The organism is Halomonas denitrificans, assembly GCA_019800895.1.
In the GTDB taxonomy this organism is placed as follows: Bacteria; Pseudomonadota; Gammaproteobacteria; order Xanthomonadales; family Wenzhouxiangellaceae.
On record JAHVKF010000003.1, the window covers coordinates 823729 to 839944 of the forward strand.

The window sequence follows — 16216 nt, forward strand, 5'->3', positions numbered from 1 at the left end:
AGAAATGGGGTCGATCGGCGGTCCTGCTCGCGGATGGAGCGGGCTGGACGCTCTCGGCGGGACGGTCCGGTGTCGGTTGCGAGTTCGGGCGGCGCACGCCGGCGGCGCCCCCGGCCTCCGGCTGCCCGGGGAGAAGCGGGCGGACCGGGGTCGTGGATCGATTCGGTGTGCCGATCCTGTGATCCGTATCGGCCACGGGATTCGGCAGCGTGGATCGATGGCTCGGCACGATCGGCCGGTCCGAAGGGTTCGCTGGACGAATGGGTCGGGTCAGCGCCCTTTCCGGGTCGGGCGGATGGGTCGAATCAGCGCCCTTTCCGGGTCGGGCGGATGGGTTGCATCAGCGCCCTTTCCGGGTCGGGCGCAAGGGGGTGACCGCGTCGTCGTCGACCGCGACGGTGGTCTCCGGGCTGGCACCGAGATCGAGCGTTTCGTCGGGGCCACCGTCGATGCGCTGCAGCCGCAGGCGAGCCGTGGTCGATTCCGCATCGGCGCCACCGGCCGAGCCGTCGCCGTTCTCGAGTGCCTGCATTGCCGAATGCTGTTCGTCCAACCGGATCGCCAGGCGATTGAACTGCCGGTAGACGTCGCTGTACTCGTCGCGGCGCTCGGCTTCGAGGCGGAAGTCCACCTGGCCCCGCGCCAATCGCTTCAGCCCCCAGGCCAGGCGCTGGAGCGCGCGCTGCTGGCGACGCATCATCCAGGCGCTGCCGAAGGCAACGACCAGGATGGTCAGGGTGAACACGAGAACCAGCATCGTCATCGTGGTCGCCGCAGTCGCGTCGAGGGCGCTGCCGTCGAGCCCGAGGCGGACTTCGCCGACGCGACGGGCCTGGAACCGGATCGGCACCGCGAACTGCAGCAGGCCTTCGTCGTTGCGCGTCAACACGACGCTGCCCGCGTCGCGCTCGATGGCCTCGCCGTCGGGCTCGGGCACCGGCTGGCCTCGGAGGTAGGGGTCGGTCGATGCCTGGACGATGCCGGCAGCATCCGCCACGTGCAGGTGCTCCACCTGCGGGTTGACGGAGAAATCCGACACCAGGATCGACAGCGCGGTCGTGTCTTCGAGGATCAGCGCCTCGGCGGTTTCCTGCGCGATCAGGCTGGCCAGCGCGTCGCCGAAGCCGTAGGTCGCCGATTCGATCGCGCCGGTCTGCGAGCGGTAGACGTACCAGAGGCCGAGCACCAGGACGACGGCCACGGCGGCGCCGATCGTCAGCGGCCAGCGCAGCAGCGACGACTGCTGGCGGACGGTCTGCAGCACGCCGCGGTGCAGGCCGGAGCGGATTTCCTCGAGTTCCTCGACGACCTGGCGGGCGCTGCCCGGCCGGGAATCCGGTTCCCTCGCCATCAGTCGGTAGACGAGGTCGACGAGCTCGCGGGGGGTGTTCGGGTCGCGGGGCTTCAGCGGCCGCGTCTGGTGCTGGATGACCTGCTCGATCACCCCTTCGGAATCGGGGGCGTCGAAGGGCAGCTCGCCGGTCAGCAGTTCGTACAGGACCACGCCCAGCGAGTAGAGGTCGGAGCGCTCGTCGACGGTTCGCCCCGTGAGCTGCTCCGGCGCCATGTGGGTCGGGGTGCCGGCAACGGTAGCGTGACCGCTGGCGCGATCGCCCCGTTCGATCGCCGCGATGCCGAAATCCATGATCTTGACCAGCGACGAATCCGGATCGATGTGGATGTTGGCCGGCTTCAGGTCGCGGTGGATGACGCCGCGACGATGGGCGTAGTCGAGACCTCCGGCAAGCTGGAGACCGAGCTGCAGGATGGCGTCGACGTCGAAGGGCCGCGCCCCGTGTTCCTCGAGCCGTTCCTCGAGCGTGTTGCCGGACAGGCGTTCCATGGCCAGGAAGGGCAGGCCTTCGTTCTGCCCGACGTCGAACACGGTGACGATGTTGGGATGCGACAGCCCACCGGCCGCACGGGCCTCGCGCATGAAGCGCTGGCGAGCGTTCACGTCACGGGCGACGTGCTCGCGCAGGACCTTGATCGCCAGCGCGCGATCGATCCGGCTGTCGAACCCCTCGTAGACGATGGACATCGAGCCGCGACCGAGTTCGCGGCGAATCTCGTACCGTCCGATCCGCTCCATCAGCCGCCGGCGCCGCTGAGGAACCAGAAGGCTCCACCGGCAGCGATCACGGCCAATGCGATCCAGGGAATCCAGCGCATCGGGTCGGCGCCGGACGCCCCCGTGGCCGCGTTCGGGTCGCGGAACTTCAGGCGAACGCGGCCCAGCCGGATCACGTCGCCATCGGCGAGACGATGCGAGAAGACCTTTTCGTCATTGACGAACACGCCATTGGTCGACAGCAGGTTGATGATGCGCCAGCCGTCTTCGGAGCGGACCAGGCGGGCGTGCTCGGACGACAGGCTGGGTTCATCGAGCTGGATGTCGCAGACCTGGGACCGCCCGATCGTGGTCCGGTCGGAGGCCAGGCCGAATTCCTTGCCCTCGAGACCGTCGCCGACGCCGATCAGCCGGGCGGCATGGCCGACCACCGTCTTGTCGCTCGCGGCGGTCGCCAGGTTGCCCGGCAGCTGGTCGCGGGAAAAGACCTGCGTCCCCTGGGGGCCGTGGCGTTCTTCATCCTTGTTGTCGGATTCGGCGGTCATGGCGGTTGTCTCCCCGGAAATGACAGGAGATTCGAGTATAGCAACCGGTTTTGCGATTGGCATCTGCCGATTTCGCCGCCCGGGACCGGGTTTCCCTCGGGTGGTCGACGGCGTTTTCGGGGTAGAATGTCGTCCCGGTGTCAATCATCCGGGATCTCGGTCATGGCTTCTTTCATCTTCGTCACTGGCGGCGTGGTGTCCTCGCTCGGCAAGGGCATCGCTTCGGCCTCGCTGGCCTCGATCCTCGAGGCGCGCGGACTTCGCGTGACGCTCCTCAAGCTCGACCCCTACATCAACGTCGATCCCGGCACCATGAGCCCGTTCCAGCACGGTGAGGTGTTCGTCACCGAGGACGGCGCGGAGACCGACCTCGACCTTGGTCATTACGAGCGCTACGTGCGCACCCGCATGAGCCAGGGCAACAACTTCACGACCGGGAAGATCTACGCCAACGTCATCGCCAAGGAGCGCCGCGGCGATTATCTCGGCTCGACCGTGCAGGTCATCCCGCACATCACCGACGAGATCAAGGATTCCATCGAGCAGGCCGCCGACGGGTACGACGTGGCGCTGATCGAGATCGGCGGCACGGTCGGCGACATCGAGTCGCTGCCGTTTCTCGAGGCGATTCGCCAGCTCGGCGCGGAGCACGGCCGCCGGGCCCTCTTCATGCACCTCACGCTGGTGCCGTATCTGCGCGCTGCCGAAGAGATCAAGACCAAGCCGACCCAGCACTCGGTCAAGGAACTGCGCTCGATCGGCATCCAGCCCGACGTGCTCCTGTGCCGCTGCGAGCGCATGCTCAGCGAACACGAGCGGCGCAAGATCGCGCTGTTCACCAACGTCAACCCGGAGGCGGTGATCTCGGCGGTCGACGTCGACAACATCTACAAGATTCCGCTGTTCTACCAGCGCCAGGGGCTCGACCGGATCATCCTCGACCGGCTCGGGCTCAAGGCCGGCCACGCCGACCTGTCCGACTGGGAGGACGTGGTCGAGCGCCAGGCGCGCCCGGCCCACGAAGTGACCGTCGCGATGGTCGGCAAGTACGTCGAGCACGCCGATGCGTACAAGTCGCTGAACGAGGCGCTCTCGGCCGGCGGCCTGGCCGACCGGATCAAGGTCCACATCAAGCCGGTCGAGTCGGAACAGATCGAACAGCAGGGCGTGGGCGTGCTCGAAGGCGTCGATGCCGTGCTGGTCCCGGGCGGTTTCGGCGAACGCGGTTTCGAGGGCAAGATCTCCGCCATCCGCCACGCCAGGGAGCACGGCATTCCGTATCTCGGCATCTGCCTCGGGCTGCAGGCCGCCGTGGTCGAGTTCGCGCGCAACGTCTGCGGTCTGACCGGGGCCAATTCGACCGAGATCGATGCCGATTCACCGCACCCGGTGATCGGCCTGATCACCGAGTGGATGGACGAGTCGGGTCAGAAGCAATTGCGCGACGAGGGCAGCGACCTCGGCGGCACCATGCGCCTGGGCGCACAGCGCTGCCGCCTGCAGCCCGATACGAAGTCGCGCAAGCTCTACGGCAAGGACGAGATCCTGGAGCGTCATCGCCACCGCTACGAGTTCAACAACCACTACCGGGACACGCTGCACGAACACGGCATGGTGATCGCCGGCCTGTCGTCGGACGAGATGCTGGTCGAGATGGTCGAGCTGCCCGACCACCCCTGGTTCGTGGCCTGCCAGTTCCATCCGGAGTTCACGTCCACGCCGCGCGAAGGGCATCCGCTGTTCACCGGGTTCATCCGCGCCGCGCTCGCGCATCAGCAGGCCGGCGTGCGCAAGCCCGAAGCTGCTGCGTCCTGACCCGTTCACGAGGTTCCCGAATGAAGATCGCTGATTTCGAGGTCGGACTCGACCGACCCTTCTTCCTGATCGCCGGCCCGGACACGCTGGAATCGATGCAGCTGTGCCTGGACGTGGCCGGGCACTTGAAGGAGGTCACGGACCGGCTCGGCATTCCCTACGTGTTCAAGGGGTCCTTCGACAAGGCCAACCGGACCTCGGTGAAAAGCTACCGAGGCCCGGGTGTCGACGAGGGCCTGGAGATCCTGACCGCCGTTCGCGATCAGATCGGCGTTCCCGTGCTGACGGACGTGCATGAAGACACCCCGCTCGATGCGGTCGCCGAAATCGTCGACGTCGTCCAGACCCCGGCGTTCCTGTGCCGGCAGACCAACTTCATCCAGAGCGTCGCGCGGCTGGGCAAGCCGATGAACGTCAAGAAGGGCCAGTTCCTTTCGCCATGGGAGATGCGTACCGTGGTGGAGAAGGCGAGGGCGGCGGGCAACGAGCAGGTGATGTGCTGCGAGCGGGGCTACATGTTCGGTTACAACAACCTGGTCGCCGACATGCGCTCGCTGGCGATCATGCGCGAGACCGGCTGCCCGGTCGTCATGGACGCAACGCATTCGGTGCAGCTGCCGGGCGGCCAGGGCGACAGCTCGGGCGGTGCGCGTGAGTTCATTCCCGTCCTTGCCCGGGCCGCGATCGCCGTGGGCGTCGCCGGCCTGTTCACCGAGACGCACCCCGAACCCGAAAAGGCCCTCTGCGACGGGCCGAACTCCATGCGCCTCGCGGACATGGAAGGAATGCTCGAGACCCTGGTCGAGATCGATCGCGTCGTCAAGTGCTGACAGCGGCCCCGAAAGAACTACGAAGAGACCGCAGATGAACGCGGATGGACGCAGATGAAAGCTCGAGAACAGGAGAATGAAGCCGGCAATCATCGACCGATCGGACAAGCCGGCGCGTAATCCGGGTAGCCCGTGAAGATCGGGGTATTCTGCCCTGGAGAGTCTGCATTCGTTCGATGGTGTTTCCTGAAGAGCGTTTCGAGATCGATGGTTCTGCTGCTCTTCAATCTGCGTTCATCCGCGTTCATCTGCGGTAAAGAACTGAATCAATTCAATAGGTAACTCCATGAAGATCACCAAGATCCACGCTCGTGAAATTCTCGATTCCCGCGGCAATCCGACGCTGGAGGCCGAAGTCATGCTCGAGGGTGGGGCCTTCGGGCGGGCGATGGTGCCGTCGGGGGCGTCGACCGGCGAGCACGAGGCGGTCGAGCTGCGCGACGGCGACGAGGGTCGCTACGGGGGCAAGGGCGTCAAGAACGCGGTCGGCCACGTCAACGGCGAGATCGCCGGTGCGCTGATCGGAATGGATGCCTCGCTGCAGTCGGCGCTCGACGAGCGGCTGATCGAGCTCGACGGCACCGACAACAAGGGCCGGCTCGGCGCGAACGCGCTTCTCGGCGTCTCGCTGGCCTCGGCCCACGCGGTGGCCGCGGCGCAGGGCCGGGGGCTGTACGAATCGCTGCTCGAGTCCACCGGCGCCACGCCGACCCTGCCGGTACCGATGATGAACATCCTCAACGGCGGCGCCCATGCCGACAACCGCGTCGATATCCAGGAATTCATGGTCATGCCGGTCGGCCTGGCGGATTTCCCCAGCGCGCTGCAGGCCGGCACGGAAATCTTCCATGCGCTGAAATCCACGCTGAAATCGCGCGGCCTGAACACCGCGGTCGGCGACGAGGGCGGCTTCGCCCCGGATCTCAACTCCAACGAGGCGGCGCTCGAGCTGCTGCTCACCGCGGTCGTCGAGGCCGGCTACAAGCCCGGCGAGGACGTCGCGCTGGCCCTCGATGTGGCCTCAAGCGAATTCTGCAACGACGGGCACTACACGCTGGACTCCGAGGGCCGGGCCTTCGGCCGCGAGGACTTCGTCGAGTACCTGTCGGGGCTGGTTTCGAAGTTCCCGATCCTGTCGATCGAAGACGGCATGGGCGAGAACGACTGGGACGGCTGGAAACTTCTGACCGAGGCGATCGGCGGCGCCGTGCAGCTGGTCGGCGACGACCTGTTCGTGACCAACACGAAGATCCTGAAGCGCGGCATCGACGAGAACACCGCCAATGCGATCCTGATCAAGCCGAACCAGATCGGCACGCTGACCGAAACGCTGCAGGCCATCGAAATGGCGAAGGCGGCCGGCTTCGGAACGATCATGTCGCACCGCTCGGGCGAGACCGAGGACACGACGATCGCCGATCTGGCGGTCGCCACCGGCGCCGGACAGATCAAGACCGGCTCCCTGTGCCGCTCGGACCGGGTAGCGAAGTACAACCAGCTGCTGCGCATCCACGAAGCGCTCGGCGATCGGGCGGTCTACGCCGGCCGCGACGCGCTGTCGCGCTGACGGACCCCGTACCCCGGAATCGGTCCGGGGCCGGCCAGCGGCGCTCGTCGTGCGTTCGACGCGGCCGTCTTCGCCGGTGCCGCCGCCTGCGGGTCGACGCATCGGCTGCGGCCGTGGATAATCCCGGGTTCCCGTTGCCCAGCGAGCCCTGAATGGCCGGTCCTCTCAGTGAAGCGGTGATCTACCTCGGCAGCGCCGTGGTGATGGTGCCGATCGCCCGCCGGCTGGGGCTGGGTGCGGTGCTCGGATACCTCGGCGCGGGCATCCTGATCGGCCCGTGGGTGCTCAACCTGATCAGCGATGTCGAGGACACGCTGCATTTCGCCGAACTCGGCGTGGTACTGCTGCTGTTCGTCATCGGGTTGGAGCTCCGGCCCAGCCGCCTGGTTGTGCTGCGCAAGCTGATCTTCGTCAACGGCACGCTGCAGATGGCCCTGTCGACGGCAGTGATGTGGCCGCTGGCGACCTGGTGGCTGAACAGCGCCAAGCTGGGCCTGCTCGTGGCCGTGGTCCTCTCCCTGTCGTCGACCGCCATCGGCCTGCAGATGCTGGCCGAAAAGAAGCAGCTGACCGCGCCCTATGGCCGCTCGGCCTTCGGCATCCTGCTGCTGCAGGACCTCGCCGTGATTCCCCTGCTGGCGCTCATCCCGGTGTTCGGGTCGACCCTGCCCAGCGCCGAGGGGGAGGGCGGATTCTGGCTGGCGACGTTCCAGGCGGTGGCGACCATCCTGGCCATCGTGGTCGGCGGACGTTTCCTGCTGCGCCCGGTGTTCCGCCTGATCGTGCTGTCCGGCGTGCGCGAGGTGTTCCTGGCCGCCGTCCTGCTGGTCGCCATCGGCACGGCGATGCTGGCCGAATGGGCGGGCCTGAGCATGGCGCTCGGCGCGTTTCTTGCCGGTGTGCTGCTTTCGGACTCGGAGTTCCGCCACGAGCTCGAGGCCGGCATCGACCCGTTCAAGGGCCTGCTGCTGGGCCTGTTCTTCATCGCCGTTGGAATGATGATCGACTTCGGCCTCGTGGTCTCGGCCCCGGGCCTGGTGTTCGGCATCGTCGCGGTGCTGATGACGATCAAGTTCGCCGTGCTGTTCCTGGTCGGCCGGGTCGGCGGGCTGGGCGCGCGCGATTCGCTGTCGCTGGCCTTCGCCCTTCCGCAGGCCGGTGAATTCGGCTTCGTGCTGTTTTCCGTGGCCCTGGAGCAACAGGTGCTCGAACGCGCGGTGGTCGACCCGTTGATCGTGGCGGTCTCCGTGTCGATGGCCCTGACGCCGCTGATGTACTTCATCAACGAGCGCTGGATCCAGCCGCGGATCCACGACGAGGCCGACGATCGGCCGGAGTTCGAGGGCATTCCCGACGATCACGGCGAGCCGCGCGTCATCATCGCCGGGCTCGGCCGCGTGGGCCAGATCGTGGCCCGGACGCTTTCGATGCTCGGCATCCATTTCACCGCCCTGGACTTCGACCAGGAGCAGGTCGAGTTCGTGCGTCGCTTCGGCCACCGGGTGTTCTTCGGCAACGCGACCAACCCGGACGTGCTGCGCGCCGCCGGAGCCGAGCATGCGCGGCTGTTCGTGCTGACGATCTCCGACATCGACGTGTCGCTCCGGACCGCGGAAATGCTGCGTCTGCACTACCCGAACCTGCGGATTCACGCCCGCGCGCGCAATCGCCAGCATGCGATGGAGTTGCAAGCGCTGGGCGTCGATTACGTCATCCGCGAGACCTGGCTGTCGTCGCTGGATCTGGCCAGGGAATCGCTGCGCGCGCTCGGCGTACGCAACCCCAGCCGCTACGTCGATCGCTTCCGCGAGCACGACGAAGCGACGCTGGCCGAGCAGGTCCATCACAAGGACGACGAGGAGAAGCTCGTCGCGATGGCCTGGCGCTCGCGGGAGGAGCTCGCCGCGTTGTTCGAGGAGGACCGCGAGGCGCTGCGCAAGGGCCGGGACGACGAGCGACTGTGACGAGCGTCACGCTCGGGCCGGCCGTTGTCTCGCACGGGTCCGATCCGCTATGATCGAAGATTGCTGGTCCTACCCTTGCGCCGAGGCCCCCGAATGACGATGCGACTTCCCCTGATCGCCGCGCTGTGCGGTTTCCTGCTCCCGGCCCTGGCGGCCGAGGATGCGACCCGCGAACAACGGGATCCTTCCGCGATCTGGTCGACCTGGAGCGGTGCCGGCCAGTTCGAATTGCGCGCGGACTACCTGGAACGGACCGACCTGCGGATCGTCCTCGACGGCCATGCGCGAGACGGCGTGATCCAGGCGCCGGTGGACATCCGCAACCTGGGCTCGATCTCCATCTATGCGCCGTTCGGCAATTTCGAGGATTTCGACGCCGGCCGGCTGGACCTGGCGACCGACATCGTGCTCGAGTACCGCGGCCGCCGCGTATCGCTGGAACGCCTCATCGCCACCGGCTTCACCAACAACGACCATCCGGCGCTGAAGCTCAGCGACGGGCAGGGACGTCACCTGCTGACGGTCGCCCATCCGCACGTGATCGCCGACCAGGAAAAGCAGCTGCTCACGATCCACAACGCCGACCTCTGGGCGACCGAAGCGCTGGCCGAAGCGCTCGGCTTCCCGGAACTGGCCGACATGCCGATCGGCATGGCCTGGCTCGACCTCAACCTGCACATTCCGCCGGACGCCAACCTGCGCGGCTACAGCGACCCGGCGCGTGGCCTGAGCTGCGCGGGGCGCCCGCACTGGCCGCAGGATTCGTCGCTCGGAAACCTCTACGAAGTCGACGTCCGGTTGATCAACATCGGCCAGGTCGCTTACCAGGGCACGAGTGCGAGCGGCATCAAGGTCGCGCCGTCGGCCACGCTGAAGAGCGTCAGCGATACGGGCGACGCTGCGTGGATTCCCAAGTTCAGCAGCAACGGCCTGTATCCCTTCGATCCGCCCGACCAACACCCGTACCTGGTCTGGAACATGTACCGGATCGCGGACGGACGGATCGAGCAGCTCGGCGCCTCGGGCGTGAAGCACGCCTTCCTGACGCTGAACTTCAACTGCACCATCAACTGCGGTAGCGGCAACGTGCTCTGGCCGGGATGCGAGGACGTCTACGGCACCGGCACGAACAACAGCAATTCCAGCCAGGGGCCGCGCTACGACATCATCCCGTCCGACGGCCTGTTCTTCTCCGAGGGCTCGTTCTTCGACCCGGGCCGCACCGGATCGCAGACCAACAACTCGGGCAGCTTCGAGAACCGTCTCGTGGTCGACCCGGCCGAACTGCAGACCCCCGGGGCCCAGTACTTCCTCGATTCCTGGTACGTGGTCATGGCCGACATCGATATCTGGAACTCGATGGGCTTCCACAGCATCACCCCGAACGAATCGGGCGGCACCTGGAGCTTCGGTCCCCTGGGCCCGTTCACCAACGGCCCGACGATCGAGAACTGGGTGGCCGCCGACACCACGGACCCGAACGAAAGTCACCAGACCATCGTGGTGCCGTCGGAAACGCCGGGGGCGCTGTACCCGGCGAACCTGCCGCAGGGTCACCTGCGCGTGCTCGGCAAGGCCACGGAAGTCGCGCCGGGCCGCTGGCGCTACAACTACGCGGTCCAGAACTACGACTTCGACCGCAACATCGACCAGGTCCGCATCCCGCTGCCGGCCAGCGCGCAGATTTTCGAGACGTTCTTCAGCGCACCGGTCGTCGACGGCGTGCAGGTGGCCGACTGGAGCGTCGAGCACATCGGGGGCGAGCTGGTGTTCACCGCTCCTCCGGGCATTCCGCCCAATACCAATGCGTTGAGCTGGTTCTCGCTGTTCAATTTCGAAGTCGAAACCGATGCGCCGCCGGTCGACGGCCGGGGCACCATGACCCTCGAGGTGGCGGAGGCAGGTTCGCCGTCCCAGCTGACCTCCGACATCGTCGCCCCGGGTTTCCTCGAAGACATCTTCGCCGACGGATTCGAGGCGCCGTGATCCGGACCGTTCGCGACTGTAGAACGGTCGAACGGGCCGGGAACTCCGGCCCGTCCCGGTGATCTGATCGTCACCGGTCGGCGCGTGCCGGCCGGTCGGCGCGGCCCGGATGCCGAGCGCGTTCAAGAGGGCTCCTCCCGTGCGTACCGTGTGGGCTGTGACGGCCGCCCTGGCCGTGATGGTTGCGTGGTGTCTGCTGTTTCTCGTTCCCCTTTACCTTGTCCTCGGGTCCGACACGGCGCTGGCGGTCGACGGCTCCGAGTTCTCCACGTTCTGGGTCGGCCTGGCGATGGTGGTCTGCCTCGCCGCCGCGGTGCTCGGCGGTTGGCTGGTCCACGCCTGGTCGGGGCGGCTGAGCGGTGTCCTTGCGCTGGTGGGTGTGCTGCTGGCTGCGGGCGTGATCGACGCCGGCATCCACTCCTGGGTGCGCGACCACTGGCTCGCGCTCGAGGCCGTGCCCGCCTTCGTGCGGATCGGCCTGCTGATGCCCGAACCGGCCTGGTACGACTGGATGCTGCCGGCGGCGATGGCGGTCTTCGCCTGGGTGGCCGGCGCCGGTCGCGCGACCGAGCACGCTGCACCGTCGGCCGCCCAGTCCGCGCGCCGCTTCCACCGGCGAGACACCATGGTCGGCTACGAAGACGCCAACGTCTGATGCGAGGGCGCGCCGTTTGCGGCAGGTCGATCTCGGCCCCGCTGCCATCATCGATACCTGCCGGGCCGCGCCGTCGAGCGCGGCCCGGTGGCGTGCGGGACCCGCGGCGCCCGCGCTTGATTCACTGTTCCGGCGACCCAACCCTGTGGATAACTACAGGAACCTGCCGTTGACCGAGGCTCGGCACCCGCCTCGGGAGGAGCGATGAGAATGCGAATGGACAAACTGACGGCCCGCTTCCAGCAGGCCCTGAACGATGCGCAGAGCCTCGCGGTGGGCATGGACCACCAGATGCTCGAGCCGGAACACGTGATGGTGGCGCTGCTCGATCAGGAGGGCGGGGGCATGCGCGGCCTGTTGACCAAGGCGGGCGCCCAGGTCGCCCAGCTTCGATCGGCACTGGGCAAGAAGCTCGATGGCCTACCGAAGATCTCCGGCGGTCAGGCCGGCCAGATCAACCTGTCGAACGACCTCGGCCGGGTGCTGAACCTGACCGACAGGATCGCCCAGAAGCGCAACGACGCCTACATCGCATCCGAGCTCTTCGTGCTGGCCGCGCTGGAAGCCAGGGTCGCGCTGGCCGAGACCCTGCACCAGGCCGGCGTGACCGCCAAGGGCCTGGAGCAGGCGATCGACCAGGTGCGCGGCGGCGAAACCGTCGATGACCCCAACGCCGAGGACACGCGCGAGGCGCTGGACAAGTACACGATCGACCTGACCGAGAAGGCGGAGCAGTCGCGCCTGGATCCGGTCATCGGCCGCGACGAGGAGATCCGCCGCGCGGTCCAGGTGCTGCAGCGCCGGACCAAGAACAATCCCGTGCTGATCGGCGAGCCCGGCGTGGGCAAGACCGCCATTGTCGAAGGCCTGGCCCAGCGCATCGTGAACGGTGAGGTGCCCGAGGGCCTGCGCGACAAGCGCGTGCTGTCTTTGGACATGGGCGCGCTGATCGCCGGCGCGAAGTTCCGCGGCGAGTTCGAGGAACGGCTCAAGGCCGTGCTCAACGACCTTAAGAAGCAGGAAGGCCGGATCATCCTGTTCATCGACGAGATCCACACGATGGTCGGTGCGGGCAAGGCGGAAGGTTCGATGGACGCGGGCAACATGCTCAAGCCCGCGCTGGCCCGCGGCGAGCTCCATTGCATCGGTGCAACCACCCTGGACGAGTACCGCGAGCACGTCGAGAAGGACGCGGCGCTCGAGCGGCGCTTCCAGAAGGTGTTTGTCGGCGAGCCCAGCATCGAGGACACGATCGCGATCCTCCGCGGTCTGCAGGAACGCTACGAAGTCCACCACGGCGTCGACATCACGGACCCGGCACTGGTCGCCGCGGCCACGCTCTCGCAGCGCTACATCACCGACCGCCAGCTGCCCGACAAGGCCATCGACCTGATGGACGAAGCCGCCAGCCGCATCCGGATGGAGATCGACTCCAAGCCCGAGGCGCTGGACCGGCTGGAACGGCGCCTGATCCAGCTGAAGATCCAGCGCGAGGCGCTGAAGAAGGAGACCGACGAGGCTTCGAAGAAGCGCCTGGCCGACCTCGAGAGTGACATCGAGGACGCCGAACGCGAGTTCGCCGATCTCGAGGAAGTGTGGAAGTCCGAAAAGGCCTCGGTGCAGGGCGCGACCCACATCAAGGAGGAGCTGGAGCGCGCCCGCGCCGAGCTCGACAACGCTCGACGCGCCCAGGACTGGTCGCGCATGGCCGAACTGCAGCACGGCAGGATTCCCGACCTGGAGCAACAGCTCGAGCAGGCCGAGTCGAGCGACACAACGGACAACTTCCAGCTGCTGCGCAGCAAGGTCACCGAGGAGGAAATCGCCGAGGTCGTCAGCCGCTGGACCGGTATTCCCGTGTCGAAGATGCTCGAAGGCGAACGGGACAAGCTGCTGCGGATGGAAGAGGCGTTGCACGAGCGCGTCATCGGCCAGGACGAGGCCGTCGAGGCGGTGGCCGACGCGATTCGCCGATCGCGGGCGGGGCTTGCCGACCCGAACCGTCCGAACGGGTCGTTCCTGTTCCTCGGGCCCACCGGGGTGGGCAAGACCGAGCTGTGCAAGTCGCTGGCTTCGTTCCTGTTCGACACCGAGGACGCGATGGTCCGGATCGACATGTCCGAGTTCATGGAAAAGCACGCCGTGGCCCGCCTGATCGGGGCGCCGCCCGGCTACGTGGGCTATGAAGAGGGCGGCTACCTGACCGAGACGGTCCGCCGCCGGCCCTACTCGGTGATCCTGCTCGACGAGGTCGAGAAGGCGCACCCGGACGTGTTCAACATCCTGCTCCAGGTGCTCGACGACGGCCGCCTGACCGACGGCCACGGCCGCACGGTCGACTTCCGCAACACGGTGATCGTGATGACCTCCAACCTGGGCTCGGACCGCATCCAGTCGATGCAGGGTTCGGACTACGAGGCGATGAAGTCGGCGGTCATGGAGGTCGTCGGCACGCACTTCCGGCCCGAGTTCATCAACCGCGTCGACGAGATCGTCGTGTTCCATCCGCTGGACCAGGCCCAGATCCGCGCGATTGCCGGCATCCAGGTCGAGTACCTGAAGAAGCGCCTGGCCGACCGCGACATGGGCTTCGAGATCAGCGACGCCGCCCTCGACCTGCTCGGCGAAGCCGGCTTCGACCCGGTCTACGGCGCCCGGCCCCTGAAGCGCGCGATCCAGCATCGCCTGGAAAACCCGCTGGCGCAGAAGATTCTCGGCGGTGACTACGGGCCGGGGGATACGGTCAAGGTCGACGTGGTCGACGGCGAACTGCGCATCGGAGGCTGACGACAAGGTGGCGGACAATACGAGCGCCGAGCAGGAGGCGTCCGCGCGGATCTGGGTCGATGCGGATGCTTGTCCGGGTGCGATCAAGGACATCCTGTTCCGCGCGGCGCACCGGACCGGCATCGAACTGACCACCTTCGCCAACCACGCGATCCAGGTCCCGGCGAACGCCAACATCCGCCACGTCATCGTCTCCACCGGCTTCGATCAGGCCGACGACGAGATCGTCCGCCGCTGCAAGCCGGGCGATCTCGTCGTCACCAGCGATATTCCTCTGGCCGCCGAGGTCATCGAGAAGGGCGGGGCGGTCGTCACCCCGCGCGGCGAGCGCTACACGAAGGAGACCATCCGCCAGCGCCTGAACATGCGCGACTTCATGGAGACCCTGCGCTCCAGCGGCCTCCAGACCGGCGGCCCGCCGCCCTTGAGCAACCGCGACCGCAAGGCCTTCGCGGATCAGCTGGATCGCTGGCTGGCCCGCAGCGTCAGCCGATAGCTTACGGATCGCGCTTGCTCGCGCGCGTCCGCTCCGGCATGATCGTGAACGGGCGTACCTGCTGCCGGACTCCGAGTTCGATGCGTTCGTACCAGTACTGCATCGCTGCGGCGCACGGCGTTGTGCCAGACAGGTCGACGCAGAGCGACGCTCCGAGAGGCGGACGTCGAACCGCTCGAACCTTCTCGTGACGTTAAGCGAGGTGAGACTTCGGGTGTCGATGCGACCGTCGGTCAATCCGCCCGGTAGGGTTCGGCGATGCGGGTGCCGCGCCGGAGGTGGGGGTCATGAGGAGCATCGCGATCGTAGTAGCCACGATTCTCGTCGGGGTCGGCATCGGAACGGTTATCGGAAACACTGCAGGCGGATTTCTCGTCGGGGGCGTGCTGTCGATTCCCCTTGCGAAGCGATACGGGGTCACGCCTTCGGCCGGTTCGGACTGATCGGCACTCCGAGGCGACACGACGTGCTACATCGCTGTTTTCGTTCGAACGGCTTCTCGCTCGGGAGAAACGCCCGGCCGGCACGGACCTCGGTCGTCGAAGTTCCGATCGAAATGATCGAAGCGATGGGAGAGAAACCATGCAACTTGCCGGCGGCTGTCATTGCGGCGCCATTCGTTACGAGGTCGGAGGGGAGCCGATCGTTCATGCGCTGTGTCACTGCACGGACTGCCGGCGTCATGCCGGCGCTCCCATGGTGGGTTGGACGATGTACCCGCAGGACGCGCTGAAGGTGACGAAGGGCGTGCCGAAGACGTACGAGTCTTCCGAGCACGGACGCCGTCAGTTCTGCGCGACATGCGGAACCGGGTTGTTCTATCTCAACGCCGAGATGCTGCCGGGGATCGTCGATATCCAGAGTTGCACCTACGATGACCCCGAGGCAATTCCGGCGCACGTGCACATCCAGGTGGCAGAGCGGATCGGGTGGATGGAAGCGGCCTACGAACTGCCTGCGTTCGATCGCTTTCCGCCGCAGGAGTAGCGGCGACGACGTCCGACCCGCGTCGTCGATCCGTTCGAATTTCGCGGAGAATCGACATGTCCGGAAAATCCGTAGACGGTTTCCTCGACGACGTTCGCTTGCTCGACGGCGGTCAACTCGAACTGGTACAAGCCGTTCGTTCGCTCGCGAAGCGACGGGTTCCCGAAGTCTCCGAAAGCGTCAAGTACGGCGGCATCCTGTTTTCCGCGGACGTGATGTTCGCCGGCGTGTTCGCCTACAGGAAGCACGTCTCGGTCGAATTCTCCCACGGCGCCTCGATCGACGACCCGTTCGGCCATCTCGAAGGCGGGGGCAAGGGGCGCAGGCATCTGAAGCTCCACGACCCCGATGACCTCGGGCGGAAGCGCCTGGCCGACTACCTGCCGCTGGCGCTGGATGCGGCGCGTCGGAACGCCTGATTCGGCTCTCCGGAGAACCGGCGCCGTGCTGCAACGCTTCCCGGGTCGTTGCGCCGGTGGGGTATCGTTCCGGTTTCTTCATCCTGGATGCTCG

At 66.8% G+C, this 16216-nt stretch carries 12 protein-coding genes; 10 read left to right on the plus strand and 2 right to left on the minus strand.

The features are described 5' to 3' along the window. Window positions 1-340: 340 nt before the first annotated feature. Both KUV67_12265 and KUV67_12270 read right to left on the minus strand, forming a co-directional pair. Window positions 341-2092: a protein kinase gene (locus KUV67_12265; GenBank protein MBY6205659.1), complete on the minus strand. Its 1752-nt coding sequence runs from the start codon at window positions 2090-2092 to the stop codon at window positions 341-343. Continuing rightward, complete coding sequence (locus KUV67_12270; protein MBY6205660.1) at window positions 2092-2616, minus strand: FHA domain-containing protein; 525 nt, start codon at window positions 2614-2616, stop codon at window positions 2092-2094. The genes KUV67_12265 and KUV67_12270 overlap by 1 nt, the downstream gene beginning before the upstream one ends. A 162-nt stretch (window positions 2617-2778) precedes the next feature. Between KUV67_12270 and KUV67_12275 the strand changes: the two genes are divergently transcribed. The 10 genes from KUV67_12275 (at window position 2779) to KUV67_12320 (ending at window position 16122) form a co-directional block, all read left to right on the plus strand. Continuing rightward, complete coding sequence (locus KUV67_12275) at window positions 2779-4431, plus strand: CTP synthase (protein ID MBY6205661.1); 1653 nt, start codon at window positions 2779-2781, stop codon at window positions 4429-4431. A 20-nt stretch (window positions 4432-4451) separates the two neighbouring features. After that, window positions 4452-5261 carry a 3-deoxy-8-phosphooctulonate synthase gene (gene kdsA / locus KUV67_12280; GenBank protein MBY6205662.1) on the plus strand — a complete coding sequence of 270 codons (810 nt, stop codon included), beginning with the start codon at window positions 4452-4454 and terminating at the stop codon, window positions 5259-5261. 286 nt (window positions 5262-5547) lie between these two features. Next, window positions 5548-6828: a phosphopyruvate hydratase gene (eno, locus tag KUV67_12285; GenBank protein MBY6205663.1), complete on the plus strand. Its 1281-nt coding sequence runs from the start codon at window positions 5548-5550 to the stop codon at window positions 6826-6828. Window positions 6829-6980: 152 nt separating this feature from the next. Then, window positions 6981-8792 carry a monovalent cation:proton antiporter-2 (CPA2) family protein gene (locus KUV67_12290; GenBank protein ID MBY6205664.1) on the plus strand — a complete coding sequence of 604 codons (1812 nt, stop codon included), beginning with the start codon at window positions 6981-6983 and terminating at the stop codon, window positions 8790-8792. Between the two features lie 93 nt (window positions 8793-8885). Beyond that, complete coding sequence (locus tag KUV67_12295; protein ID MBY6205665.1) at window positions 8886-10778, plus strand: hypothetical protein; 1893 nt, start codon at window positions 8886-8888, stop codon at window positions 10776-10778. 148 nt (window positions 10779-10926) lie between these two features. Further along, window positions 10927-11433, plus strand: coding sequence for a hypothetical protein (locus KUV67_12300; GenBank protein ID MBY6205666.1), 507 nt, complete (start codon window positions 10927-10929; stop codon window positions 11431-11433). Between the two features lie 210 nt (window positions 11434-11643). After that, complete coding sequence (gene clpB / locus KUV67_12305) at window positions 11644-14220, plus strand: ATP-dependent chaperone ClpB (GenBank protein MBY6205667.1); 2577 nt, start codon at window positions 11644-11646, stop codon at window positions 14218-14220. A gap of 7 nt (window positions 14221-14227) precedes the next feature. Continuing rightward, window positions 14228-14716 carry a YaiI/YqxD family protein gene (locus KUV67_12310; protein ID MBY6205668.1) on the plus strand — a complete coding sequence of 163 codons (489 nt, stop codon included), beginning with the start codon at window positions 14228-14230 and terminating at the stop codon, window positions 14714-14716. Window positions 14717-15298: 582 nt separating this feature from the next. Further along, window positions 15299-15703, plus strand: coding sequence for a GFA family protein (locus KUV67_12315; GenBank protein MBY6205669.1), 405 nt, complete (start codon window positions 15299-15301; stop codon window positions 15701-15703). A gap of 122 nt (window positions 15704-15825) precedes the next feature. Beyond that, window positions 15826-16122 carry a DUF1801 domain-containing protein gene (locus KUV67_12320; GenBank protein ID MBY6205670.1) on the plus strand — a complete coding sequence of 99 codons (297 nt, stop codon included), beginning with the start codon at window positions 15826-15828 and terminating at the stop codon, window positions 16120-16122. The last annotated feature ends 94 nt before the right edge of the window (window positions 16123-16216 follow it).

Bases quoted from the DNA above. Each gene is read 5' to 3' on its own strand.
- KUV67_12265 (MBY6205659.1), bottom strand. From the start codon at position 2,092: ATGGAGCGGATCGGACGGTACGAGATTCGCCGCGAACTCGGTCGCGGC.
- KUV67_12270 (MBY6205660.1), bottom strand. From the start codon at position 2,616: ATGACCGCCGAATCCGACAACAAGGATGAAGAACGCCACGGCCCCCAG.
- KUV67_12275 (MBY6205661.1), top strand. From the start codon at position 2,779: ATGGCTTCTTTCATCTTCGTCACTGGCGGCGTGGTGTCCTCGCTCGGC.
- kdsA (MBY6205662.1), top strand. From the start codon at position 4,452: ATGAAGATCGCTGATTTCGAGGTCGGACTCGACCGACCCTTCTTCCTG.
- eno (MBY6205663.1), top strand. From the start codon at position 5,548: ATGAAGATCACCAAGATCCACGCTCGTGAAATTCTCGATTCCCGCGGC.
- KUV67_12290 (MBY6205664.1), top strand. From the start codon at position 6,981: ATGGCCGGTCCTCTCAGTGAAGCGGTGATCTACCTCGGCAGCGCCGTG.
- KUV67_12295 (MBY6205665.1), top strand. From the start codon at position 8,886: ATGACGATGCGACTTCCCCTGATCGCCGCGCTGTGCGGTTTCCTGCTC.
- clpB (MBY6205667.1), top strand. From the start codon at position 11,644: ATGCGAATGGACAAACTGACGGCCCGCTTCCAGCAGGCCCTGAACGAT.
- KUV67_12315 (MBY6205669.1), top strand. From the start codon at position 15,299: ATGCAACTTGCCGGCGGCTGTCATTGCGGCGCCATTCGTTACGAGGTC.